The sequence below is a fragment of the Variovorax paradoxus genome (genome assembly GCF_029919115.1).
Taxonomy (GTDB): domain Bacteria; phylum Pseudomonadota; class Gammaproteobacteria; order Burkholderiales; family Burkholderiaceae_C; genus Variovorax; species Variovorax paradoxus_O.
The window spans coordinates 4,906,786-4,933,450 of record NZ_CP123990.1 but is presented as its reverse complement, the minus strand read 5'-3'; the positions used below and the strand labels follow the sequence as shown (position 1 = coordinate 4,933,450).

7 protein-coding genes are annotated in these 26,665 nt (G+C 68.1%); all 7 read left to right on the top strand.

Annotated elements, in window-relative coordinates; genetic code table 11:
• The first annotated feature begins 2 nt into the window (after positions 1-2).
• The 7 genes from QHG62_RS23615 to QHG62_RS23585 are packed head-to-tail and all read left to right on the top strand — an operon-like array spanning position 3 to position 26,605.
• A complete protein-coding gene (locus QHG62_RS23615) occupies positions 3-740 on the top strand; it encodes a thioesterase II family protein (RefSeq protein WP_281148055.1) in 738 nt (245 codons plus the stop codon).
• Positions 718-1,407 carry a 4'-phosphopantetheinyl transferase family protein gene (locus QHG62_RS23610; RefSeq protein WP_281148054.1) on the top strand — a complete coding sequence of 230 codons (690 nt, stop codon included), beginning with the start codon at positions 718-720 and terminating at the stop codon, positions 1,405-1,407. Before QHG62_RS23615 ends, QHG62_RS23610 begins: the two co-directional genes overlap by 23 nt.
• Positions 1,404-6,698, top strand: a complete 5,295-nt coding sequence (locus tag QHG62_RS23605; RefSeq protein ID WP_281148053.1) for a non-ribosomal peptide synthetase — start codon at positions 1,404-1,406, stop codon at positions 6,696-6,698. Before QHG62_RS23610 ends, QHG62_RS23605 begins: the two co-directional genes overlap by 4 nt.
• The gene (locus QHG62_RS23600) at positions 6,698-11,308 is read left to right on the top strand and encodes an SDR family NAD(P)-dependent oxidoreductase (RefSeq protein WP_281148052.1); all 4,611 of its coding nucleotides are present in this window, start codon (positions 6,698-6,700) and stop codon (positions 11,306-11,308) included. Before QHG62_RS23605 ends, QHG62_RS23600 begins: the two co-directional genes overlap by 1 nt.
• Positions 11,305-14,637 carry an amino acid adenylation domain-containing protein gene (locus tag QHG62_RS23595; RefSeq protein WP_281148051.1) on the top strand — a complete coding sequence of 1,111 codons (3,333 nt, stop codon included), beginning with the start codon at positions 11,305-11,307 and terminating at the stop codon, positions 14,635-14,637. The genes QHG62_RS23600 and QHG62_RS23595 overlap by 4 nt, the downstream gene beginning before the upstream one ends.
• The gene (locus QHG62_RS23590; RefSeq protein ID WP_281148050.1) at positions 14,637-22,505 is read left to right on the top strand and encodes a non-ribosomal peptide synthetase; all 7,869 of its coding nucleotides are present in this window, start codon (positions 14,637-14,639) and stop codon (positions 22,503-22,505) included. Before QHG62_RS23595 ends, QHG62_RS23590 begins: the two co-directional genes overlap by 1 nt.
• A complete protein-coding gene (locus QHG62_RS23585; protein WP_281148049.1) occupies positions 22,505-26,605 on the top strand; it encodes an amino acid adenylation domain-containing protein in 4,101 nt (1,366 codons plus the stop codon). The genes QHG62_RS23590 and QHG62_RS23585 overlap by 1 nt, the downstream gene beginning before the upstream one ends.
• Positions 26,606-26,665 lie beyond the last annotated feature (60 nt).

Here is a 26,665-nt window from a genome sequence, read left to right as displayed (position 1 = left end):
GCGTGGAGACCAGCGTCTCGCTGCTGTGCCTGCCGTGCGCGGGTGCCAGCGCCACGATGTACCTGCGCTGGCGCCGCCTGCTGCCGCACTGGATCCGCATCGTGCCGGTGGAGTTGCCCGGCCGCGGGAGCCGCTCGGCCGAAAGCCTGGTTTGCGATTTCGACAGCCTCGTGGCGCAGATCTGTGCGGAGCAGTCCGAAGCCATGCGCGGCAACTTCGCGATCTTCGGCCACAGCATGGGCGCACTGCTGGCCTACGGCATTGCATGCCGGCTGCGCGAGATGGGGCGTGCGTTGCCAATGGCGCTGCTTGCCTCAGGCACTTCGGCACCCGGCCGGCGTGACCCTGCGCGCTTTGCCGGAAAGGCCGACGACGCATCGCTGATTGCCGACCTGCGCAAGCAGGGCGGAACGCCCGAAGAAGTGTTTGCCAGCGCGGAGTTGATGCGCATCACCCTCGACGTGCTCGGTGCCGACTACCGCGTGTGCGAAGGCTTTCGCCACTCGGCCGAAGCGCCGCTGCCGATGCCGCTGCATGTGTTTGCGGGGCGCGATGACGACATCGAAGCCGAACGCATCCGCGCCTGGTCGGCCGAGGCGGGCGGCGTCTTCACGCTCGACTGGTTCGACGGCGGCCACTTCTTTATCCGGCAGCAAGAGGCGGCCTTTCTGGCTGCGCTCTCGCAGCGCCTCGGCCAGGTCGTCGCAGGAGATCGCCATGCGGCTCATGCCCTGGCCTGATCCGGTGGGCGAGGGCATCGAGGTGCATTGCCTTCACTTCGACCTGGCCGCAGAGCCGCTGGCAGCGCGCCAGCAGCTGACGCACGCCGAACGCGCGAAGGCCGACCGGTTCGCAAGAACCGCCGATCGCGTGCGCTTCACGGAAACCCGCGCCGCGCTTCGCAGGCTGCTTGCAGGGCGCGTGGGCTGCGAGCCCGCTGAAGTGCCGATCGCATCGGGCCCGCACGGCAAGCCGTACCTCGACCTTGCTGGCAGCAACGCGCCGCTGTTCAACCTTTCGCACTCGGGTGCGCATGCGCTCATCGTGCTCGGCGACGCCGCAGTGGCGAGCGCGGTTGGCGTCGACATCGAAGAGTGCAAGGCAGACGTCGATGCAGAGGCTGTCGCGTCGTTGGCTTTTACCGAGCGCGAATGCAATGAGCTGCACGCCGCCGCAGATCGGCTGCATGCGCTCTACAGCCGCTGGGTCGCCAAGGAGGCGGTGCTGAAGGCCATTGGCGTTGGCGTGGCCGAGCACCTGAAATCCATTGGCATTCACCACGGCGCCGAAGGGAAGATGGCCCTCGAGTGCGCCGTTCCCGAATGGACAAATTTCAAAGCCGTGGCGCTCCAGGCGCCGTCCGGCTATGCAGCCGCCATTGCGTGGCGTGCAAAGGAACCGACATGACCGATATGCTGCAAACGGCAACCCCGCAGCCGAAGAATCTTGTGGCGCACCTGCGCACGCTCGCGCATACGCGGCCGGACGACACCTGGCTGACCGTGGCCGGCACGGTGGACGGCGAGTTCCATGAAGAGCCGATCAGCTACGGCCTGTTCGAGCGCCGCGTGCGCGCACTTGCGGCGCGGCTCCAGCAGCAGTTTGCCAAGGGCGAGCGCGCACTCATCATGCTCGACAACGGCGACCATTACGCGGTGTGCATGCTGGCCTGCTTCTACAGCGGCGTGATCGCGGTGCCGGTGTTCCCGCCCGAGTCGATGCGGCCGCAGCACCTGGCGCGGCTCGCCGGCATTGCCGCCGATGCGCAGGCGCGCTGCGTGCTGACCTCGGCCGCCATCTCTCTCGCAATGAATGCGGCCAGCCGGTTCGCCGATGCGGAAATCATCGCCGTGGATGCGGTGGATGCCGCGCTGGCCGATGCATGGGCACCCTTCGATCCCGCCGAGGGCGACATTGCATTCCTGCAATACACCTCCGGCTCGACCTCTGCGCCCAAGGGCGTGATGGTGACGCACGGCAACCTGATTGCCAACCACATCGCCATGACCCAGGGCATGGGTGTGGGGCCGGAAGACAAGTTCGTCAGCTGGGCGCCGCTCTATCACGACATGGGCCTGATCGGCGGGCTGCTGCTGCCGCTTTTCAACGGCATTCCGCTGGTGCTCACTTCGCCGGGCTACTTTCTCGAACGCCCGGTGCGATGGCTCGAACTCATCTCGCGCCACCGCGCCACCCACAGCGGCGGGCCCGACTTTTCGTTTCGCCTGTGCCTGGAGCGCGTGAACGATGCGCGCCTTGCGCAACTGGACCTGTCGAGCTGGCGCGTGGCCTACACGGGTGCGGAGCCGGTGCGCGCGGACACGGAGACGGAGTTCATCGAACGCTTTGCGCCTGCAGGGTTCAGTCCGAACGCGGCCTACCCATGCTACGGACTCGCGGAGGGCACCCTTTACGTGACCGGCGGCGTGCGCGGCGGCGGCATGGTGGCATGCACCTTCTCTTCCGACGCCCTGGCGCAGGGGGTCGGCACACCGGCCGCCCAGGGCACCGTACTGGTCGGCTGCGGCATGGCCGCGCCGGGCCATCGCGTCGAAATCGTCGATGTAGAAACGCTGTCGGCAGCAGCGCCTGGAAAGATCGGCGAAATCTGGACCAGCGGCCCGAGCATCTGCCTCGGCTACTGGGGCAAGGAGCGCGAGACGCGCGAAACCTTCGTGGAGCGCGACGGCGAGCGCTGGCTGCGCACAGGAGACCTCGGCTTCATGCACGAGGGCCAGCTCTATGTGACGGGGCGGATCAAGGACCTGATCATCGTCCGCGGTCACAACATCTATCCGCAAGACATCGAGCGGCTCATAGAGGCCGAGGTCGACGCGGTGCGCAAGAGCCGCGTCGCCGTCTTTGCGGTGCAGGGCGCGGACGGCGAAGGTATTGGCGTGGCGGCCGAAGTGTCCCGCAGCATGCAGAAGCTGGTGCCGCCGCAGGCACTGGTCGATGCGCTGGGCGCCGCGGTCAGCGAAGTGTTCGGCGAACCGCTCTCCGTGGTGCTGCTGCTCAACCCGGGCGGCCTGCCCAAGACCACCAGCGGCAAGCTGCAGCGCAGCGCCTGCCGCGCGGGCTGGCAAGACGGCACGGCCGACGCCTATGCGGTCTACCAGTACGGCACCTTCGTGCGAGGCGGCCCTGGCGAGACGGCCTCCGAAGCCGCGCTCGACGAGGTCGAGATGGCGGTCGCCGCCATCTGGCGCGAGGTCTGGAAGCATGACGACGATCGCCCGCTCGGGCGCGATGCGCACTTTTTCAACCGCGGCGGGAGCTCGCTCACCGCCACGCAAGCAGCCTCGCGCATCTCGGCGCATTGGCAGATCGACTTTCCGGCCCGCATGCTGTTCGAGCAGCCGCGCTTGAAGGCGTGCGCTGCGGCCATTCGCCAACTGCAGGCACAAGGCCTTCGTCCGCAGAACGCACCGGTGCCCGTGCTCTCGGCGGAGCGCCGGCTGTTGCCGATGCCGCTCTCGCACGCACAGGAGCGCCAGTGGTTCCTTTGGCGGATGGACCCGCAAAGTGCGGCGTACCACGTGAGCGGCGCGCTTCGCCTCACGGGAGCGCTCAACGCCGATGCCTTGCGCGCCGCGGCGGACGACCTCGTCGCACGCCACGAATCGCTGCGCACGGTGTTCAGCGCCGCGGCCGACGGCAACCCGGAGCAATGGATAAAACCTGCCGGTGAGTTGCCGATGACGCTCCTCGACTTGCGCAGCCTCGATGCCGGCGAGCGCGACAGGCAACTGGCGGAACAAATACGGCGCCTCAAGGCCGAGCCCTTCGACCTGACGCAAGGCCCGCTGCTGCGCTCTGCACTGATCCGCACTGCCGACGAGACCCATGTGGTCGCAGTGGTGATGCACCACATCGTTTCCGATGGCGCCTCGATGCAGTTGCTCATCGATGAGCTGGCCGCGGGCTATGCCGCGCATCTGGGCACGGAGCCCAGGCGCTTGCCCGCGCCGCGCGTCCAGTACGCCGACTACGCACTCTGGCAGCGCGACTGGCTTGCGGCAGGCGAGGGCGAACGGCAACTGGCCTGGTGGCGCGCGCAGCTCGGCGACGCGCATGAAGTGCTGGACCTGCGCACCGACCATCCGCGCAGGCCGCAGGCCGGCTACAGCGCGGCGCGGCATGCCTTCGAACTGCCGGGCAGCCTGCTGGCCAAGCTTCGCGGCCTGGCCGACGCGCAGGGCGCCACGCTTTTCATGGTGCTGCTCGCGGGCTTCCAGTCGCTGCTGCACCGCTACACGGGGCAGCAGGACATCCGCATCGGCGCGCCGATTGCCAACCGCAACCGCATGGAAGCCGAAGGCGTGGTCGGGCTGTTCGTCAACACCCTGGTGCTGCGCAATTCCATTCACGGCCGCCTGAGCGCATCGCGCGTGCTGGCGCAGGCCCGCGAGGCCGTGCTGGGCGCGCAGGCCAACCAGGACCTGCCTTTCGAACAGCTGGTGCAGGCGCTGCAACCCGAGCGCAGCCTGAGCCGGACGCCCTTGTTCCAGGTGATGTTCAATCACCTGTTCGAGGACTTCCGCGCATTCTCGAAACTGCCCGGCATCGCGGCAGAGGACCATGCATTGCCCGATCTCGCGGCCCAGTTCGATCTCACGCTCGAAGCGCGCGAAAGGCCTGAAGGCCAGCTTTCGCTGTCGTTGATCTATGCGGCCGAACTGTTCGAGCCGGACACCATCGAGCGCATGGCCGGCCACTATGTCGCCATCCTGCAAGCGCTGGCCGACCGCCCCGGTCAGCCGGTAGGCGACATCGAACTGCTCGGTGCACCCGAGCAGGTGCGGTTGGCGCAATGGGGTGTGAACACGCACCGCGAGCCGCAACCCGAGCCCGTGCACCGCATGATCGAGCGGCAGGCGCGAACGCAGCCCGACGCCACCGCACTGCTCTTCGCCGACGAGTCGCTGAACTTCGCCGAGCTGAACCGCCGGGCCAACCGCCTCGCGCATCGGTTGATCACGCTCGGCGTCAAGCCCGAAGTGTTGGTGGGCATCGCGATGGAGCGTTCCGTCGAGATGGTGGTGGCGATCCTCGGCGTGCTCAAGGCCGGCGGCGCCTATGTGCCGCTCGATCCGGAATACCCGGCGGAACGCCTGGCCTACATGGTGCAGGACAGCGGCATCGGGCTGCTGCTCACGCAGCGCAGCCTTGCCGATTGCGTGCCCGACCGCCGCGCATTGACCGTGCTGGAAGTCGATGCTGCCAACCTCGGCGGCGAGCCCGACAGCGATCCGCACGTTGCCCTGCACATCGAGAACCTTGCCTACGTCATCTACACCTCGGGCTCCACCGGCAAGCCCAAGGGTGCGGCCATACGCCACGGCGCGCTGCACAGCTGCATGGTGTGGATGCAGGACAGCTACCGGCTGACGCGCGATGACACCGTGCTACACAAGGCGCCGTTCGGCTTCGACGTGTCGGTGTGGGAGCTGTTCTGGCCGATGACCTCCGGCGCGCGGCTGGTGGTGGCCAACCCCGGCGACCAGCGCGACCCGTCCCGGCTGGTCGAACTGATCCAGCGCCACCAGGTCACTACGCTCAACTTCGTGCCTTCGATGCTGCAGGCCTTTTTGGCGCACGAGGGCATCGAAGCCAGCACGCGCCTGCGCCACATCATTTGCGGCGGCGAGGCGATGCCGGCCGAAACGCAGAAGGAAACGCTTGAGCGGTTGCACGGCGCGGGCCTGCAAAACCTCTACGGCCCGACCGAGACCACCATCCATGTCACCCACTGGGCCTGCCGCAATGATGGCCAGAGCCAGGTACCCATCGGCCGGCCGATCAGCCACACCAGCACCCATGTGCTGGATGCCAGCCTGAACCTCGTGCCGCAGGGCGTTGCAGGCGAGCTGTACCTGGGCGGCATCAGCCTGGCCCGGGGCTACCTGAAGCGGCCCGGCCTGAGTGCGGAGCGCTTCGTGGCCGATCCCTTCGACAGCGAAGGCGGCGGAAGACTCTACCGCACCGGCGATCTCGTGCGATGGAACGCCGAAGCGCAGCTGGAGTACCTCGGCCGCATCGACCATCAGGTGAAGATCCGAGGCTTGCGCATCGAACTCGGCGAGATCGAGGCACAGCTTCTCGCGCAGCCTGCCGTGCGCGAAGCCGTGGTCGTGGCGAAGGAGGGCCCGGCCGGCGTACGCCTCGTGGCTTACCTCGCGGCGCATGCGGATCACATCATCGACACCGCCGCGCTCAAGGAGCGCCTTCCACAAGTGCTGCCCGACTACATGGTCCCGCGTGCCTTCGCCGTGCTCGACAGCCTGCCGCTCAACGCCAACGGCAAGGTCGATCGCAAGGCGCTGCCGGAGCCTGTGTTCGCCAGCGAGCTGGCCTATGAAGCACCGCAAGGCCACGTGGCGCAGACCTTGGCTGGCGTGTGGTCCGAGGTGCTGAAGGTCGGGCAGGTCGGGCAGCACGACAACTTCTTCGACCTTGGCGGCCACTCGCTGCTGTTGATTCGCGCGCATCGCCTGCTGGAAGACCGGCTGCAGATTGCAATTCCGGTTGTCAACCTTTTCAAGTACCCCACCATCGAATCGCTCGCCCGTTGGATCGAGCAGGCACCGGCCGGTGCCGCGTCGTCCGCGGCCGCTGCCACAGCTGGCGACGACAGGGCGCTGCGCCAGCGCGCCGCCATGCTTCAACGCCGCAAGGCGGCAGAGAGAGTCAACTGATGTCCAACTCCAACGCTACCTTCCAGGAACCCTCCGAAGCTACAGGCATCGAGATCGCCATCGTCGGCATGGCCGGTCGCTTTCCGGGCGCCGACGATGTGGATGCTTTCTGGCGCAACGTGCAGGGCGGTGTGGAGTCGGTGTCCCGCTTCACGGACGACGAACTGCGCGCACGCGGCGTGCCGCAAAGCCTGCTGGACGATCCCGAGTACGTGAAGGCCGGCGTCAAGTTCGACGGAGTGGACCAGTTCGACGCGGGCTTCTTCGGCTACACGCCGCGCGAAGCCGAGACTCTCGATCCGCAGCAGCGCATCTTCCTGGAATGCGCCTGGGCGTCGCTCGAGCACGCAGGCTGCGACACCGCGCGCTGGCCCGGCAAGGTCGGCGTGTATGCGGGCGAGGGCACCAACCTGTACCTCATCCGCAACCTGCTTCCGTCGTTCGGCCTTGGCGCGGAGAGCGGCATTGCAGACCTGCTGGGGCTGATGAACGGCAACTCCGGCGGGTCGCTCTGCACGCGCGTGGCCTACAAGCTCGACCTGCGCGGCCCCGCGGTTACCGTGCAGACCGCCTGCTCGACATCGCTTGTCGCAGTACACACCGCGTGCCAGGCCCTGCTGGGCCACGATTGCGACATGGCCTTGGCCGGCGGCGTGTGGCTCAACCTGCTGCAGGAAGGCGGCTACCGCTATCAGTCCGGTGCCATCCTCTCGCCCGACGGCCACTGCCGCGCTTTCGACGCAAAGGCCGCGGGCACGCTCATCGGCAGCGGCGCTGGCGTGGTGGTACTCAAGCGGCTGGACGACGCGCTGCGCGACCGCGACACCATCCATGCGGTGATCAAGGGCTCGGCCGCCAACAACGACGGCGCGGGCAAGGTGGGCTTTACAGCGCCCAGCGTGGACGGGCAGGCCGAAGTCATTCGCGCGGCCCAGCTTATCGCCGGTGTGGCGGCAGACACCATCGGCTATGTGGAAGCGCACGGCACTGGCACCACGCTGGGCGACCCGATCGAGATGGCCGCACTGACCCAGGCGTTTCGCGCCGATACCGAGCGGCGCGGCTTCTGCGCCATAGGCTCGGTAAAGACCAACATCGGCCATCTCGACGCAGCCGCCGGCGTGGCAGGGCTCATCAAGGCGACGATGGCGCTCAAGCACCGCGTGCTGCCGCCGAGCCTCAATTTCGAGCAGCCGAATCCGCAGATCGATTTCGCGGCGAGCCCGTTCTACGTGAACACCCAAGCGCGCGCCTGGGCCGAGGGCCGTGTGCCGCGCCGTGCCGGCGTGAGCTCCTTCGGCATCGGCGGCACCAACGTGCATGTCGTGCTCGAAGAAGCGCCGGCCGTCGCAGGGAATGCGGCAAGGGCGCCGGCCTGGCAGGTTCTGCCCCTGTCGGCAAAAAATGAAACGGCATTGGCGCAAGGCCGAGCGCAACTCGCGGCGCACCTGCAGGCACAGCCCGCACTGGCCCTGCACGACGTGGCGCACACCCTGCAAACCGGGCGCCGCACCTTCGCATGGCGCAGCGCCGTGGTCGCAAGCGATACGCAGATGGCTTCGCAAATGCTGTCTTCGCCAGGCGCCACGTTCCGCAAGGCACCGGCCACCGCGCCCGAGGTGGTGTTTCTCTTTCCGGGCAGCGGCAGCCAGCATGCCTTCATGGGCGCTGCGCTCCACAGCGAAAGCGCCGTGTTCCGCGCGGCACTCGATCGCTGCATCGACTTGCTGCGCACGCAGAGCGGCATCGACCTGCAGCCGCTGCTTTTCCCGGCAGCGGATGAAGAAGCATCGGCGAACGAGCGCCTGTTCCACATCGAGGTCGCGCAGCCAGCGCTTTTCGCCGTCGAATATGCACTGGCCCAATGGTGGCTGCACAGCGGCGTGAAGCCCGCCGTGATGATGGGGCACAGCCTTGGCGAATACGTCGCAGCCTGCGTGGCCGGCGTGTTCTCGCTGGAAGACGCGCTGCGCATCGTCGCGCAGCGTGCGCGCCTTGTGCAGGCGCTGCGGGGCGGTGCCATGCTCTCGGTGCCGCTGGCCGAATCCGCGCTCGCGCCGTTCCTCGAGATGGGGTGCGACCTTGCGGCGGTGAACGGAGAACAACTCTGCGTGCTGGCCGGCACGCCCGAAGCCATTGCACGGGCTGAAGAAGAACTGCGCGCGCGCCAGCATTCGGCGCGCCGCTTGCACGTTGCCGTGGCGTTCCATTCGCGGCTCGTCGATCCGGCGGTTGCCGCACTGGAACAGCTGATTGCATCGGTGCCGCGCCATGTGCCGCGCATTCCATTCATCTCGAACCTCACCGGCCTGCCGATCACCGCGCAAGAGGCCACCAGCCCCGCATACTGGGGCAGGCATCTGCGCAACACGGTTCGCTTTTCCGAAGGCCTGGGCCACATCTTCAGCAAGCCCGGACGTGCCGTACTCGAAGTCGGCCCCGGCGAAACGCTGGCCGGGCTCGCCCGCCAGCATCCGGGTGCCAGCTCGGCCGCGGGCATCTGGGCCAGCCAGGCTCATGCGCAGCAGACCGCGCGCAACAGCCAGCAATTGGCAAATGCGGTTGCGGGCCTGTGGACGGCCGGAGTCGACATCGACTGGGCTGCGAACCAGGAGGGCGGCCAACGCCGCCGCGTGCCGCTGCCGACCTATGCCTTCCAGCGCCAGCGCTACTGGGTGGAGCCGGGCAAGGCCGTACCGCCTTCTTCGCCAAGCGCAGATGCCGATATTCTTTACGCACCCCGCTGGCAGCGAAGCACACCGCCAGCGCCCTCCGAAAAACCTGCGGAGCGAACAGGCAGCACGCTGATCCTGGGCGATGCCGACAGCTTCACCGACCGGCTCGCACGCACGCTGCGCGAGCGCGGCGAACAGGTGGTGCTGGCACTGCGAGGCCCGCGCTTCGCGCGCACCGCGCCGCGGCAATACACCCTGCGGCAAACCGAGCGCACCGACCACGAAGCGCTGCTGCGCGAGGTGGAAGCCGAGGCAGGCCCGGTGCGGCACATCCATCATCTGTGGAGCCTTGGCGGCGGCCGGCCCGCGCCGCCGCATGCGGACGCTTTGGAGAACGGCTACTTCAGCCTGCTGGCACTCGTGCATGCGCTCGACGCACTGGGCTTGTCCGGCCGCGCTCCGACGGCGCTGACCATCGTCACCGATGGCGTCGAGGACGTTTCCGGCACCGAGGCGCTGGTGCCCTCGAAGGCAACCCTGCTGGGCATCGCCAAGGTCGTGGGCCAGGAATATCCGTCGGTCTCATGTCGCGTGATCGACGTGGTGTTGCCCGCACCGGAAAGCGCGGCTGAAACCGATTTGGCGCGCCGCGTCGCCGACGAGGCGGTGTCTGCGCAAGACGATTTCGTGGTGGCCTATCGCGGGCCACACCGCTGGCTCAAGAGCTACGAGCCGTTGCCCAAGCAGGCCGCCACGCCGCGCCTGCGCGAAGGCGGTGTGTACCTCATCACCGGCGGCATGGGCGGTGTAGGCCTTGCGCTCGCGCGGCACCTGAGCCGCGCATGGAAGGCACGCCTGGTGCTGCTCGGCCGCACGCCGCTGCCCGCGCGCGGCGAGTGGGAGCGTATTGCCGCATCGTCCGACGAGCCCGCTGCACTGCGGCGCAAGCTGCGGCAGCTGATCGAACTCGAAACGACCGGCGCGCAAGTGCTGACGGTCACGGCGGACGTGACCGACGCCGCGCAGCTGAGCGATGCACTCGCGGCGGCGCATGCGCGCTTCGGCACCCTAAACGGAGTGGTTCACGCGGTGATGGACCCGGGGCTCGGCATGATCGCCCAGCGCACCCGCGCCCAGGTGGAAGCGGCGTTCGCCCCCAAGGTGGCGGGCACGCGCGAGCTGCTTGCCGCCCTGCGCGAAGAGCCGCTGGACTTCGTGCTCTTCTGTTCTTCCATTGCCACGCTCGCCGGCGGGCTGGGCCGCAGCGACTACGCGGCTGCCAATGCCTATCTCGACGCACTGGCGGCAGCGCATCGCCGCACATCGGCGCTGCCGGTGTTTTCGGTCAACTGGGATGCGTGGCGCGATGTGGGCTCAGCGGCCGACATGGACCTGCCGGAGGGCGTCGGCCTGGACGAGCGCACCGGCGTGCTCGCCTTCGAGCGCATCGTCAACGGCCCCGACCTGCCGCAGACGGTGGTGTCGGTCTCGCCGCTCGCGCCGCGCCTTCGTCCGCTGGGCAATCTGCTGGACGCGGTGGAAGCGCAGGGCGCAGCGGGTGCGGCGCCAGCGGGCGATTCGCGCGCGAGCCATTCGCGCCCCGCGCTGCCCACGGCGTACGCCGCGCCCGAAGGCGAACTGGAAGAAGGCCTGGCTGCGCTGTGGACCGAGGCACTTGGCATCTCGCCAGTGGGCGCGCACGACAACCTGTTCGAACTCGGCGGCGATTCGCTGCTGGCCATTCGACTGCTGTCCCGCGTGCGCAAGGCCTATGGCGTCGAGCTGCAGCCTGCCGATTTCTTCAAGGCGCCCACCGTGGCCGAGCTGGCCACATTGATCGAGCTGCGGCTGATCGAAGAGATCGAGCGCGAGGCCGAGGCCAGCGCAGACCCACAACCGGCAACCGATCGCATCACCGCAGGTTTTTTATCATGAGCGAGACATCTCACCTTTCCGAACGTCGCGCGCGCCTGTCGCCAGAGCAGTTGAGCCTGCTGCAAAGCCGCCTGAAGCAGGGCGGCAATGCGGCACCCGCGCGCGAGAGCATCGTGCGCGGCCACAACGCCGGCCCCGCGCCCGTTTCCTTCGCGCAGCAGGGCCAATGGTTCCTGTGGCAGCTGAACCCCGGCAACACGGCGTACCACGTCGGCGGCGGGCTTGGTTTTTCAGGCCCGCTCGATGTCGGGGCGCTGCAGGCTGCAATGCAGTCGCTCGCCGAACGCCACGACGCATTGCGAACCGTGTTCGCTTCCGGCCCTGAAGGCGTGCCGGAGCAGCGCATTCTGGAAGAGGGTCGAATCGACATTCCTTTCGCCGATCTCAGCCTGCTCGACGCGGCCGAGCGAGAGATCCGTTACGACGAGGCGGTGGCTCGGGTCTGCCGCACGCCCTTCGACCTGACGGCCGGCCCCTTGCTGCGCTGCGCCTTGCTGAAGATGGCGCAGGGCGAGCACCAGCTGCTCCTCATGATGCATCACATCATTTCCGATGCGTGGTCCGTCCAGCTCATGCTGGACGACCTTGCGCAGGCTTACGCCTTGCGAGTGCGGGGCCTGCCGGACACGCGGCCCCAGCCCGAGATCGGCTATGTCGACTTCGCGCTGTGGCAGCGCAAATGGCTCGAAGAAGGCGAGGGCGAACGGCAGCTCGCCTACTGGCGCAAGCGCCTCGGCGCGAGCCAGCCGGTGCTTGCGCTGACCACCGACCGGCCGCGGTCCGCCGAAGGCCGCTACAGCGCTGCGCAGTATTCGCTCGACATACCGGCCGGCCTTGCAGAGGGGCTCAGGCAGCTTTCGCGCGCGCAGGGCGGTACCTTGTTCATGGCGCTGCTCACGGCCTTTCATGCGCTGCTGTTCCGCTACACGGGCCAGAAAGAAATTCGCGTCGGCGTGCCCGCCTCGGGCCGCGGCCGGCCGGAGACGGCGGGCGTCATCGGCGTCTTCATCAACACACTGGTGCTCGATGCACGCCTTGCCGCGCACACCAGCCTGGCGGACCTCCTGGCGCAGGTTCGCGACACTTCGATCGAAGCGCAGGCGCACCAGGACCTGCCGTTCGAACGCCTGGTGCAGGCCCTGCGCGCGGAGCATGGGCACGGCTCTGGGTCGCTGTTTCAGGTGATGTTCAACCACCTCGGCCAAGGGGACCAGCCGCTGCGGGGCTGGCCCGACCTGAGCGTGCGGCGCATCGACCTGGAGCAGCGCGCCGCCCCCTTCGAGTTGACGCTGGAAACCATCGAGCGCGAAGACGGCGGCATCCGGGCCAACTTTCGCTATGCGGCCGAACTTTTCGAGCCGAGCACCATGGAGCGCATGGCGGGCCATTACCAGCGCGTGCTCGAAGCGCTGGTAAAGCTGCCGGCAGCGAAGCTCGGCGAGCTGGAGCTGCTCTCCGACGCAGATCGCACCCAACTCGCGCAGTGGGGCGTCAACACCCACCGCCGCGGCGAAGCGCAAACGGTGCACCGCACCATCGAACAGCAGGCGGCTGAAATTCCCGATGCCGTTGCCCTCGTTTTCAACGATGAAGTGCTGAGCTACGGCGAACTGAACCGCCGGGCCAACCAACTGGCACACCGGCTGGTGCAAGAGGGCGTGCGCCCTGAGGTGAAGGTCGGAGTGGCGCTGGAGCGCAGCATCGAGCTGGTGGTCGGTCTGCTCGCCATCCTGAAGGCGGGCGGCGCCTATGTGCCGCTCGACCCGGAGTACCCCGCGGATCGCATTGCCTACATGGCCGAGGACAGCGGCCTCGCGCTGGTACTGACGCAAGAGCGTCTGAAAGAGCGGCTGCAATTGCCGACCGGCATGCCGGTGCTCGCGCTCGACACGCTGGACCTTGGCGGCTACCCGCAAGCCGATCCGGCGGTGGCGCTCGACAGCGAGAACCTGGCGTATGTGATCTACACCTCGGGTTCGACCGGCAAACCCAAGGGCGCGGCCAACCGCCATGGCTCGCTCTACAACCGGCTGGTGTGGATGCAGCAGGCCTATGCGCTCGGCGAAGCGGACACCGTGCTGCAGAAAACGCCATTCAGCTTCGACGTGTCGGTGTGGGAATTCTTCTGGCCGCTGATGTTCGGCGCCAGGCTGGCCGTCGCCAACCCCGGCGACCACCGCGAACCGGCGCGGCTCGTGCAGCTGATTCGCGCGTATGAGGTGACCACGCTGCACTTCGTGCCATCGATGCTGCAGGCCTTTCTTGCGCACCAGGGCGCAGACGCTTGCACCAGCCTGCGGCGCATCGTCTGCAGCGGCGAGGCATTGGCCGCAGAAGCGCAGAACGAAGTCTTCAGGCGATTGCCGCAAGCCGCGCTCTACAACCTGTACGGCCCCACCGAGGCCGCCATCGACGTGACGCACTGGCGCTGCCGCGACGACGGGCGCACCCAGGTGCCGATCGGCCGGCCGATCGACGACACGCAGACCTATGTGCTCGATGCCGAAATGAACCTGGTGCCACCGGGCGCCGCGGGCGAGCTCCACCTGGGCGGCGCCGGGCTTGGGCGCGGCTACGTGCGCCGTGCCGCGCTCACTTCCGAGCGCTTCGTGGCCGACCCTTTCGACCGCGAAGGCGGTGCAAGGCTCTACCGCACCGGCGACCTGGTCCGCTGGAACAGCGAGGGCCAGCTCGACTACCTGGGCCGCATCGATCACCAGGTGAAGATCCGCGGATTCCGCATCGAGCTGGGCGAGATCGAGGCGCAACTGCTTGCGCAACCCGAGGTGCGCGAGGCCGTCGTCGTGGCAAGCCAGGGCGCGGGCGGCGCTCGGCTCGTGGCCTATGTATCGGCGCAGGCGGAGCACGCCATCGATGCGGCGCGCCTGCGCGAGCAACTCGGCCGCGCATTGCCCGACTACATGGTGCCGGCGCTCTTCATGGTGCTGGAGACCCTGCCGCTGAACGCCAACGGCAAGGTCGACCGCAAGGCGCTGCCCGAACCCGAACGCGCGAGCGCACGGGCCTACGAGCCGCCGCAGGGTGCCAGGGAAGAAGAACTCGCAGCCATATGGGCCGAGGTGCTCGGCGTGCAGCGCGTGGGCCGCCACGACAACTTCTTCGAACTCGGCGGGCATTCGCTCATGTCCGTGCAGGTGGTCGCCCGGGTGCAGGGCGCCATGCATGCGGACCTCACGGTCTCCGATATTTTCAGGCAGCCGGTTCTCATGGACATGGCTGCGCTCATTGCCGATGCCGGCGAAAGGAAACCCGTGGCCCAGTCTCTTTCGGACATCGACGCCTTCATGGACAGCCTGGAGATCGCTTGATGGACATCGCGGCCACGCACGACCAGATCGGCAAGCGCTTTTCGCGCCTCAACCCGGCGCAGCGCCGGGCGGTGTACCAGAAGATCCGCGCCGAGGGGCTGACCATCGGGCAGTTTCCGATTCTCCAGCGCGACGATGCAGCGCGCGTTGCCTGCGCGCCCTCGTATGCGCAGATGCGCCAGTGGTTTCTGTGGCAACTGGAGCCGGGCAGCTCGGCCTACCATATCTCGGGCGCGCTGCGGCTCCAAGGCACGCTCGACCGGGACGCGCTGCAGGCGAGCTTCGATGCCTTGGTCGAGCGGCATGAATCGCTGCGCACGGTGTTCCGCGCGAACGCCGAAGGCCTGGTCGAGCAGGTGGTGCAGCAGCGCGCGGGGCTGGGCATTCCGCTCATCGATCTTGCTTCGTTCCCGGCAGGGGAGCGCGATGCGAGGGCGGACGAGGAAGCGAGGCGCATTGCCGAGACGCCGTTCGACCTGACCGCCGACCAGCTGCTGCGCGTGGCATTGATCCGGCTTCATGACGCGGAACATCTGCTCGTCGTCGTGATGCACCACATCGTGTCCGACGGCTGGTCGCTCAAGATCCTTGTGGACGAGTTCGTGGACCACTACCGCGCACGCGCCGATGGGCGGCCATCGCGATTGCCGCCCTTGCCCATCCAGTACGCCGACTATGCCGTGTGGCAGCGGCACTGGCTCGAGGCTGGCGAGAAGGAACGGCAGCTCGACTACTGGAAGGCGCATCTCGGCACCGAGCATCCGGTGCTGCAGCTGCCGACGGACCACCCGCGGCGCCCGGACGGCCGGTACCGCGCGGCGCGCCATGACGTGGCGTTGCCGCAGCCACTGGCCGACGCGCTGCACAAGCGCGCGCAGGCCCAGGGCGCGACGCTTTTCATGGTGCTGCTCACGGGGCTGCAGGTGCTGTTGCACCGCTACACCATGCAGCAAGACATTCGCATTGGCGTGCCCATTGCCAACCGCCACCGTGTGGAGGCTGAAAAGGTCATCGGCTTCTTCGTCAACACGCAGGTGCTGCGCAATGTGCTGAACAGCCGAACGAGCCTGCTGCAGGCATTGGAAGCCACGCGCAGTGCAGCGCTCGGTGCCCAGTCGCACCAGGACCTGCCTTTCGAGCAGTTGGTGGAAGCCCTGCAGCCCGAGCGCAGCCTTGGCACCGCGCCGCTGTTCCAGGTGATGTTCAACCACCAGCGGCGCGACCTTCGCGCACTCGAAAACCTGCCCGGGCTTAACCTGCAAGACCGTGAACTGGGCGGCCAGGCTGCGCAGTTCGAACTCACGCTGAGCGTCATCGAAGACGCGCAAGGCCGTGCGCAGGCCAGCTTCCACTACGCGCAAGAGCTGTTCGATGCACAGACCGTGGCGCACATGGCGGGGCACTACCTGGCCGTGCTCGGCGCGCTGGCCGCCAACCCCGCACAGGCGGTGGGCGACATCGACCTGCTCGCGCCCGCCGAGAAAGAACGGCTTGCGCAGTGGGGCGTCAACGCACCCGCAACCCAGGGCAGCGAGCCGGTGCACCGGCTCATGGAGCGGTGGGCCCACGAGCGCCCCGACGCCGCGGCGCTGCTGTTCGGCGATGAAGCATTGAGCTACGGCGAGCTCGACCGCCGCGCCAATCGCCTGGCCCACCGGCTCATCGCGTTGGGCGTGAAGCCCGATACGCGCGTCGGCATTGCCGTGGAGCGCTCGTTCGACGTGGTGGTCGGCCTGCTCGGCATTCTGAAAGCCGGCGGTGCCTACGTTCCGCTGGACCCGGAGTACCCCGCGGACCGGCTGGCCTACATGGTTGCCGACAGCGGCATCGACCTGCTCGTGACGCAAAGCCATGTGAGGGCACGGATTCCGTCCGGCGAGCATATGCGCGTCCTGCAGCTCGACACGCTCGACCTGGACGCCGAGCCCGTGCATTCGCCCGCCGTTGCGGTGCATGCTGGCAATCTCGCCTACATCATCTACACCTCGGGTTCGACCGGCATGCCCAAGGGCGTGATGGTTTCACACGGTCCCTTTGCCGCGCATTGCGTTGAAACGGCTGTGCTGTACGAAATGACGCCGCACTCCCGCGAACTGCACTTTCTGTCGTTCTCGTTCGACGGCGCGCACGAGCGTCTCTTCACGGCCCTGTGCTGCGGCGCCTCGCTGCTGTTGCGCGATGCATCTCTTTGGACCGCCGAGCAGACGCTGGACGCGATGCAGCGCCACGGCGTTACCAACGCGGGCTTTCCGCCCGCCTACCTGCGCCAGCTGGCCGACTGGGCGCGAGACACAGGCCAGTGCCCGCCGGTGCAGTTGTATTCCTTCGGCGGCGAGGCCATGTCGCGCGAAGGCTTCGATGCCGTGCGCCGGCACCTGAAGCCCGAGCTGCTGACCAACGGCTACGGACCTACCGAAGCGGTCGTCACGCCGATGCTGTGGAAGGTCGATGGCGCAGCGAGCTTCGAAGAGGGCTACGCGCCCATCGGCCGGCCCGTGGGCGACCGCAGCGCGCGCGTGCTCGATGCAGACCTCAACCTGGTGCCGCGCAACGTGGCGGGCGAGCTGTACCTTGGCGGCGAGGGGCTTGCGCGCGGCTACCTGCACCGCGCCGCACTCACCGCGGAGCGCTTCGTGGCCGACCCCTTCGACGCGAACGGTGGCCGCCTGTACCGCACGGGCGACTGGGTGCGCTGGCGCGACGACGGCCAGCTCGAGTACCTGGGCCGCATCGACCACCAGGTGAAGGTGCGAGGTTTCCGCATCGAGCTTGGCGAGGTCGAGGCGCAACTGCTGGCCCGGCCCGAAGTGCGCGAGGCCGTGGTCGTTGCGCGCAGCGGGCCGGCCGGCGCGCGGCTGGCGGCCTATGTGTCGCTGAACGCCGGGCAGTCCATAGGCGCAGCGGCATTGAAAGAGCAGCTCGCGCGCGCACTGCCGGACTACATGGTGCCTTCGGCCATCGTGGTGGTCGATGCGCTTCCGATCGGCCCCGCCGGCAAGGTCGATCGCCAAGCCCTGCCTGAACCCGAACTCCTGCAGGACGACAAGGCCTACGAGGCGCCGCTCGGCCAGGCTGAAGAGGCGATTGCCAAAGTATGGTGCGGCGTGCTCGGTCTCGAGCGGGTGGGCCGCAACGACAATTTCTTCGAGCTGGGCGGCGACTCCATCCTGAGCCTGCAGATCGTCGCGCGGCTGCGCCTTGCGGGCCGGAAGGTGAGCCCCAAGCAGATCTTCGAACGCCAGACCGTGGCGCAGCTTGCAGGCGTGGCCGAACCAGTAGGCGATGCAAAGCGCGCGGCTGCCGGTGATGCGGCAGGCGAGGCGCCCCTGCTGCCATTCCAGCACGCGTTCTTCGAGATGCAGATGCCGGTGCGCAACCACTGGAACCAGGCGGTGCTGCTGAAGTGCCGCGAGCCCTTGCAGCTGGCCGCATTCCGGCAGGCCTTGCTGGCCGTGGTGCGGCACCATGACAGCCTGGGCCTGCGCTACAGCCAGGACGCCGAAGGCGCATGGCACCAGCACTACACGGCAATGTCCGACAGCGAACTCGCCGAACTGCTGTGGGTGCGCAAGGCACGCGATGCAGGGCAGCTCGAAGCGCTCTGCGACGAAGCGCAGCGCAGCCTCGACCTGGCGCGCGGCCCTCTGCTGCGCGCGCTCGCCGTCGAGTTGCCGGACGGCGAATTGCGCCTGCTGCTCGCCATTCACCACATGGTGGTCGACGGCGTGTCGTGGCGCATCCTGCTCGAAGACCTGCAGGATGCGTATCGCCAGATCCTGGCGGGCCGAGCCGTTGCGCTGCCCGCCAAGAGCAGCAGCTACAAAGACTGGACGACTGCATTGCAGGGCTATGCCGCAAGCCACGCCGACGGAATCGCCCATTGGGCGGCGCTGGCGGATGCCCACGCCAACCTGCCGTGCGCTCGCCCCGACGGATCGAACACCGCAGCCGACCAGCAGACCCTCGAAGTGCGGCTGGACACAGCGACGACGCAGGCGCTGTTGAAAGACGCACCCGCCGCGTACCGTACACAGGTCAACGACCTGCTGCTGACAGCGCTTGGCCGTGCGCTGTGTGCATGGGCCGGCCACGGCAAGGTGCTGGTCGATCTTGAAGGCCATGGGCGCGAAGACCTGTTCGAGCACGTCGACCTGTCTCGCACCGTCGGCTGGTTTACCACGCTGTTCCCGGTTGCGCTCGATCCGTTGGGTGAACCCGGCGCTGCCATCAAGCGCGTGAAGGAAAGCCTGCGCGCCATACCCGACAAGGGCATTGGCCACGGCGTGCTCAAGTACCTTGGCGACCTTGCGCAACAACAGGCGCTGCGGGCGCTGCCCAGTGCGCAGGTGGTCTTCAACTACCTGGGCCAGTTCGACGCCGGCTCCGATGAGCGCGCGCATTGGCTGCTGGCCCACGAGGCGAGTGGCGCGCCGGTGGATGGCGGCGCACCGCTCACGCACGAGTTTTCGGTCAACGGCCAGGTGCACGAAGGTGTGCTGACGCTGCGCGTGAGCTATAGCCAGGCCCGCCACGACCGAGGCGCCGTCGAAGGCTGGGTGCAGCGCTTGCAGCAGGAGCTTGAAGCCTTGGTCGCACATTGCACCAGCGGTGCGCAGGGCGTGACGCCGTCGGACTTTCCGCTGGCCCGCATCGGCGCGCAGCAGCTCGATGCCTTGCCGCTGCCGGCTTCAAATCTGGCGGATCTGTACCCGCTCTCGCCGATGCAGGCGGGCATGCTGTTCCACAGCCTGTATGCGCCCGGAGGCAGCGCCTATGTCAACCAGCTGCGCGTCGATATCGACGGGCTCGATGTGGCCCGCTTCAAGGCGGCATGGCGGGCAGTGCTGGAGCGGCACGACGTGCTGCGCACCGGTTTTCTCGTGGGCGAACCGGCCTTGCAGTGGGTCGCACGGCATGTCGACTTGCCGATGGCCGAGCATGACTGGCGAGACCGCGGCGACGCCGCAGTCGCGCTCGACGAACTGGCGCAGGCACAACTCGCGCAGGGCTTCGACTTGGCGCAGCCCCCGCTGATGCGCTTCGTGCTGGTGCAAACGCAAGGCGGCAAGCACCATTTCGTCTGGACCATGCATCACATGCTGCTGGATGGCTGGAGCACCTCGCAGCTGATGGGTGAAATGCTGCGGCATTACGCCGGCGAAGCCCTCGCAGCGCCGGGCGGCCGCTATGCGGACTACATCGCCTGGCTGCAGAAGCGCGACGGAAAGGCCGACGAGCGCTATTGGCGCGAGCAGCTGGCGCGCATAGATGGGCCCACGTGGCTGGCCAACACCCTGCCCAAACCGCGCGACGCGCGCACGGGCCATGGCATGCATCGCTGCGAGATCGACGCGCAGCGCACCCGCGCGCTGGCAGAAGCAACCAAGCGCGAGCGCGTGACCCTCAACACGCTGGTGCAGGCCGCATGGGCGCTGCTGCTGGCACGCCACACGGGGCAGCGCACAGTGAGCTTTGGCGCCACCGTCGCGGGCAGGCCGGTGGAGCTGCCCGGCGCCCAGCAGATGCTTGGACTTTTCATCAACACGCTGCCGGTCATCGCCACGCTTGAGCCGGCACAGCGCGTGGGCGATTGGCTGCGCGAACTGCAGGCGAGCAACCTCGGTGCGCAGGAGCATGAGCACACGCCGCTCTACGAAATACAGCGCTGGGCCGGGCAGGGCGGTCAAGACCTGTTCGACAGCATCGTGGTGTTCGAGAACTATCCGCTCGACCAGGCGCTGAAGCAGGGCGCGCCCGACAGGCTGCGCTTCGGCGAAGTCTGGAACCGCGAGGAGACGAACTACCCGATGACGCTCTCGGTCAACCAGGGCGAGACCCTGGTGCTTAGCTACAGCCATGCGCGCGACCAGTTCGACCCCACGACCGTGGAAACGCTCGCGCACCGCATGGCGCAGTTGCTCGACTTGCTCGCTGCATCGCCCGATGCGCCTGTGGGCGACATCGGCCTGCAGGACGAAGGCAAGGCGGCGCTGCCGCCGGCCCGACCCGCGGAGGCCTTGCATGCCGCCGACGTCGCGCAACCCGTGCACCGCTGGTTCGAGCGGCAGGCGGCCTTGCATCCGGACGCGACGGCGGTGGTCTTCGGCGATGAAAGCCTGAGCTACGCGGAACTCGACGCGCGTGCCAACAAAGTCGCGCACCGGCTCATCGGTCTTGGCGTGGCGCCCGAGGTGAAGGTGGGCATCGCGGTCGAACGCTCGACTGAAATGGTGGTGGGGCTGCTCGGCATCCTGAAGGCCGGCGGCGCGTACGTGCCGCTCGACCCCGAGTACCCCGCCGACCGCCTGGCCTACATGATCGAGGACAGCGGCATTCGCCTGCTGCTCACGCAAAGCCATGTGCAGCCCAGGCTTGCGCTGCCGGGCGATGTGCGCGTGCTGGCGCTCGACGATGCCGGCCTGGATGCGGCACCCGCGCACGCGCCCGACGTGCCGGTGCATGCCGACCATCTCGTCTACGTGATCTACACCTCGGGCTCGACCGGCAGGCCCAAGGGCGCGCAGCTGACCCATCGCAACGTGACGCGGCTGCTGGGTTCGACGCAGCCCTGGTTCGGGTTCGGCGCGCAAGACGTGTGGACGAACTTCCACTCGTATGCCTTCGACTTCTCGGTGTGGGAAATCTTCGGTGCGCTGTGCACCGGCGGCAGGCTGGTGGTGGTGCCGTTCTGGGTCAGCCGCTCGCCCGACGATTTCGTTGCGTTGCTGCGCGAGCAGCAAGTCACCGTGCTGAACCAGACGCCGTCTGCTTTCAGGCAATTGATTCACAGCGCGGCGCTTGCCGCGGGCGAACGGCTGCCGCTGCGATGCGTGATCTTCGGCGGCGAGGCGCTCGAGCCGGAGAGCCTGCGGCCATGGATGGATCGCTTCGGCGACCGGCAGCCGCAGCTCATCAACATGTACGGCATTACCGAGACCACCGTGCACGTGACCTACCGGCCGATCGTGCGCGCCGACCTCGACGAACAGAGCAGTCCGGTGGGCGCCTGCATTCCAGACCTTGGCATGTGGGTGCTCGACGGCGACCTCAACCCTCTGCCCGTTGGCGTGGCGGGCGAGCTCCATGTTTCGGGCGCGGGCCTGGCGCGCGGCTACCTCAACCGCGCGGGTCTCAGTGCGGAGCGTTTCGTGGCGGCGCCCTTCGGCCCTGCGGGCGGGCGGCTTTACCGCACCGGCGACCTGGTGCGCTGGCGCAGCGACGGCCAGCTCGACTACCTCGGCCGCATCGACCACCAGGTGAAGATCCGCGGCTTCCGCATCGAGCTCGGCGAGATCGAGGCGCAGTTGCTGGCGCAGCCCGAGGTGCGAGAGGCGGTGGTGCTGGCAAAAGAGGGCGCGGGCGGCATGCGGCTCGTGGCCTATGTGTCCGCGCGCGCCGGCCAGGCGGTGGATGCCGCAATGCTGCGCGAGCGGCTGCTGCAGAAGCTGCCGGACTACATGGTGCCCGCGGCGCTGATGGTGCTCGACGCCGTGCCGCTGAACTCGAACGGCAAGGTCGACCGCAAGGCGCTGCCCGATCCGGAGATTGCCGGCGGCGGAGCCTATGCAGCACCGGTGGGAGAGGTGGAGAGCGCACTCGCCGCCATCTGGGCCGAAGTGCTCGAGGTGGAACGCGTGGGCCGGAGCGACAACTTCTTCGAGTTGGGAGGCCACTCGCTGACCCTCTTGGCCGTGCAGGCCAAGGTGCAGAAGCAGCTTGCGGTGCAGTTGCCGCTCAAGCGCTATTTCGAAAACCCGACGTTGGCCGCAATGGCGGGCGCCGTGCAGGAAGAGGTCGGCACAGCCGCGGCCGCGGGCTCGGAAGACCTCGCGCAGATGGCCGCGATGCTCGACCTTCTGGAGGATTGATGGAGATCGACAAGAACAGCATTGCGGACCGCTTTGCGCGCCTGCCCCGCGAAAAACAGAAGGCGTTTCTCGGCTTGCTGCAAAAGCAGGGCGTGGACTTTGCCAGGCTGCCCATCGTGCCCCTGCCGGCCGGAACGAAGGCCGAGCTGTCTTACGCGCAAATGCGCCAGTGGTTCCTTTGGCAGCTGGACCCGAAGAGCACGGCGTACCACATCTCCGGCGCGCTGAAGCTGCACGGGGCGCTCGACATCAATGCGCTGAAGAACAGCTTTGCGGCACTTCTGGGGCGTCACGCGTCGCTTCGCACGGTGTTCAGGCCGGATGCGCAGGGCCTGTGCGAACAGGTTGTGCAGGAGCGTGTGGATCTCGACATCGCAGTGATCGACGTGGCCCACGGGCCCGGCGACGTGGAGGCGCGTGCGCGAGAAGAAGCCCGCCGCCTGAGCGCGACGCCTTTCGATCTCACAACGGGTCCGCTGATGCGGGTGGGCGTGATCCGGCTTGCGCCGCAAGAGCATGTGCTCGTGCTCGCAATGCACCACATCGTTTCCGACGGCGGCTCGCTGCATCTGCTGGTGGGTGAGTTCGTCGCGCAGTACCGTGCGCGGGTGCTCGGCGACCGGGTGGACCTGCCGCCGCTGCCGATCCGCTATATCGACTACGCGGCATGGCAGCGCAACTGGCTGGAAGCCGGCGAAAAACACAGGCAGCTTGCCTATTGGACCGAGCGCCTGGGCACCGGCAACCCGGTGCTGCAGCTGCAAGCGGACCACAGCCGCCGGCCGAACGGCTACTACACCGCGGCCAGGCATGGCGTCGATCTTGCACCGGAGCTGGTGCAGGCGTTGCACAAGCGCGCGCGCACCGGCGGGGCGACGCTCTTCATGGTGTTGCTGGCGGCTTTTCAGGCGCTGCTGCACCGCTACAGCGGGCAGCAGGACATTCGCGTGGGCGTGTCGGTGGCCAACCGCCATCGCGCGGAGACAGAAGGCGTCATCGGGCTCTTCGTCAACACGCAGGTCATGCGCAGCACGGTCGAAGGCCGCATGAGCCTGGCGAAGGTGCTCGCGCAGGCAAAGGAAGCCGCCATCGGCGCGCAGGCGCACCAGGACTTGCCTTTCGAACAGCTGGTGGACGCGCTGCAACCCGAGCGCAGCCTCAGCGTGAACCCGCTGTTCCAGGTGATGTTCAGCCACGACCGCACCGACTCCCGCACGCTGAAGCAGTTGCCCGGCCTGGCGCTCGAAGACTATGCGTTGGCCGCGCCGGTGGCGCAGTTCGAACTGGTGCTGAACACCAGCGAAGACGCCGATGGGCGCTTGCATGCGAGCTTCATCTATGCATCGGAGCTGTTCGAGCCCGGCACCATCGAACGCATGACCGCGCACTATGTGGCGATGCTCGGTGCGGTGGCTGATGACGAAGGGCGTGCGGTGGGCGACATCGCCCTGCTCGGCGCCCCCGAGCAGGCCCAGCTCACCGCCTGGAGCGTGAACCCCCATCGCGAGCCGGCTCCCGAGCCCGTGCACCGCCTCATCGAGCGCCACGCCCGCCAGCAGCCCGAGGCCACCGCGCTCCTCTTCGCTGACGAGGCGTTGAGCTTCGCTGAACTGAACCGCCGTGCCAACCGCCTCGCGCACCGCCTCATCGCCCTGGGCGCCGGCCCCGACCGGCTCGTGGGCATCGCCATGGAACGCTCCGTCGAGATGGTCGTCGCCATCCTGGGCGTGCTCAAGGCCGGCGGCGCCTACCTGCCGCTGGACCCCGACTACCCCGCCGAGCGCCTGGACTACATGGTGCGGGACAGCGGCATCGAGCTGCTGCTGGCGCACCGCGCCACGCGCGACTGTCTCGACGACCGCAGCAGCCTCACCACGCTGGAGATCGACAGCCTCGACTTCAGCGGCGAGCCAGAGGCGGATCCGCAGGTCGCCCTGCACGGCGAGCACCTCGCCTACGTCATCTACACCTCCGGCTCCACCGGCAAGCCCAAGGGTGCCGCCATCCGCCACCACGCCCTGCACAGCTGCATGGCTTGGATGCAGCGCACCTACGGCCTCACCCGCGAAGACACCGTGCTGCACAAGGCCCCCTTCGGCTTCGACGTGTCGGTGTGGGAGCTGTTCTGGCCCCTGACCGCGGGCGCCCGCCTCGTGGTGGCCCAACCCGGCGACCAGCGAGACCCGGCCCGGCTGGTCGCGCTCATCCAGCGCCACCAGGTCACCACCCTGAACTTCGTGCCCTCCATGCTGCAGGCCTTCCTGGCGCACGAAGGCATCGAGGCCAGCACCCGCTTGAAGCACATCATCTGCGGCGGAGAGGCCATGCCCGCCGAGACCCAGAGGGAGACCCTGCAGCGCCTCCATGGCGCCACGCTGCAGAACCTGTACGGCCCCACCGAGACCACCATCCATGTCACGCGATGGACCTGCAGGGACGATGGCCAGAGCCTGGTGCCCATCGGCCGCCCGATCACCGACACCCAGGCCTACGTGCTCGATGCAGAGCTCAACCTGGTGCCGCGCGGCGTGGCCGGCGAGCTGTACCTGGGGGGCGTGAGCCTGGCGCGGGGCTATTTGAAGCGGCCGGGCCTGAGCGCGGAGCGCTTCGTGGCCGATCCGTTCGATGCGAAGGGCGGGCGGCTCTACCGCACGGGCGACCTTGTGCGCTGGAACACCGAAGGGCAGATCGAATACCTGGGGCGCATCGACCACCAGGTGAAGATCCGGGGGCTGCGCATCGAGCTGGGCGAGATCGAGGCGCAACTGCTGGCGCAGCCCGAGGTGCGCGAGGCGGTGGTGGTGGCCAGGGAGGGGCCGGGCGGGGCGCGGCTGGTGGGCTATGTCTCGGTGCATGCCATGCAAGCGGGGCAGGCCATCGACACCGCGGTGCTCAAGGAGCGCCTGGGCCGGGTGCTGCCCGACTACATGGTGCCGGGGCTGATCGTCGTGCTCGATGCCTTGCCGCTGAGTGTCAATGGCAAGGTGGAGCGCAAGGCGCTGCCGGAGCCCGTGTTCGCCGGCGAGCTTGCGTATGAAGCGCCGCAAGGCGATGCCGAAGAGGCGCTGGCTGCCATCTGGCGCGAGGTGCTGGGCGTGGCGCAGGTGGGGCGCGGCGACAACTTCTTCGAGCTGGGCGGCGATTCGCTCCTGAGCCTCAAGCTCATCGCGCGCATTCGCAAGCAGCTGCCCGGCGGCAGCCACCTGGGCCTGGCCGATGTGATGCAGGCCGCAAGCCTGCGCGAGTTGGCCGCGCGCGTGAACCAGCGGGCCGAGAGCGCGAACGACGCCGTGTGCCTGCATGCCGGCGGCGCGGGCGTGCCGCTCTTCTGCCTGCCCGGCCTCATCGTCAACTCGCGCGAGTTCCAGCCGCTGGCGCGCGCGGTGCAGGGCGACCGGCCGGTGTATGCCTTTGTGAGCCACGTCTACACGCGCAAGCGGTGGCGCGGTTTTGCCATTCGCGAGCTTGCGGCCGAGTATGCGGATTTCATCGTCAAGACCGCCACCGGCGGCCGGTGCGCCTTGCTGGGATGGTCGCTCGGCGGCGACCTGGCTTTCGAGGTGGCGCGGCAACTGCAGGGCCGCATCGAGAACGTGTTCTTCGGCGCGGTCGATGTGTTCGAGTCGGAGCCGATGGTGCCCCAAGGCAACTTGACGCCGGCGCAGCGCGCACAGGCCGACGAGGTACTGGCCGCTTGGCTTGCAAAGTCAGACATGGCGGCGCAATGGAAAGAGCTGTTCGCCCGCATGACCGATGCAGAACAGGCCTGGGTGGCCGAGCAGCTGCTGGCCCCAACCTGGGTGTCGCCGCTCGACGGTGCCGGCGACGAGGCTTATGAGTACCTTCTGTGGGCCACGCTCGACAGCCGCGTGCAGTCCGCGCACTACGCCCGCTGCGCGCAGGCCAAAACCGACTTGCCCGTGGAGGTGTTCCATGCCGAGCGCTCGCTGCAGGCGCCGGGTGTGCTGCGCCGCTGGCCGGAGCGCGCCCGCGTGCTCTCGACCGAGGTGGTGCCGCGCACCGGGCACCTGGACATCATTCGCGATGCACAGTTCGGCGCCACGGTAAAGAACCGCCTGCTGGCGCTCGACGCCGCGTAGCGGCAGGGCGAGGCCGAGCGGCGCACAAAAAAGGCCGGATGCCCGCGAGGGCATCCGGCC

What these genes read in the sequence shown, in the direction of transcription:
- QHG62_RS23610 (WP_281148054.1), top strand. Translation starts at nt 718, where the DNA reads ATGCGGCTCATGCCCTGGCCTGATCCGGTGGGCGAGGGCATCGAGGTG.
- QHG62_RS23605 (WP_281148053.1), top strand. Translation starts at nt 1,404, where the DNA reads ATGACCGATATGCTGCAAACGGCAACCCCGCAGCCGAAGAATCTTGTG.
- QHG62_RS23600 (WP_281148052.1), top strand. Translation starts at nt 6,698, where the DNA reads ATGTCCAACTCCAACGCTACCTTCCAGGAACCCTCCGAAGCTACAGGC.
- QHG62_RS23595 (WP_281148051.1), top strand. Translation starts at nt 11,305, where the DNA reads ATGAGCGAGACATCTCACCTTTCCGAACGTCGCGCGCGCCTGTCGCCA.
- QHG62_RS23590 (WP_281148050.1), top strand. Translation starts at nt 14,637, where the DNA reads ATGGACATCGCGGCCACGCACGACCAGATCGGCAAGCGCTTTTCGCGC.
- QHG62_RS23585 (WP_281148049.1), top strand. Translation starts at nt 22,505, where the DNA reads ATGGAGATCGACAAGAACAGCATTGCGGACCGCTTTGCGCGCCTGCCC.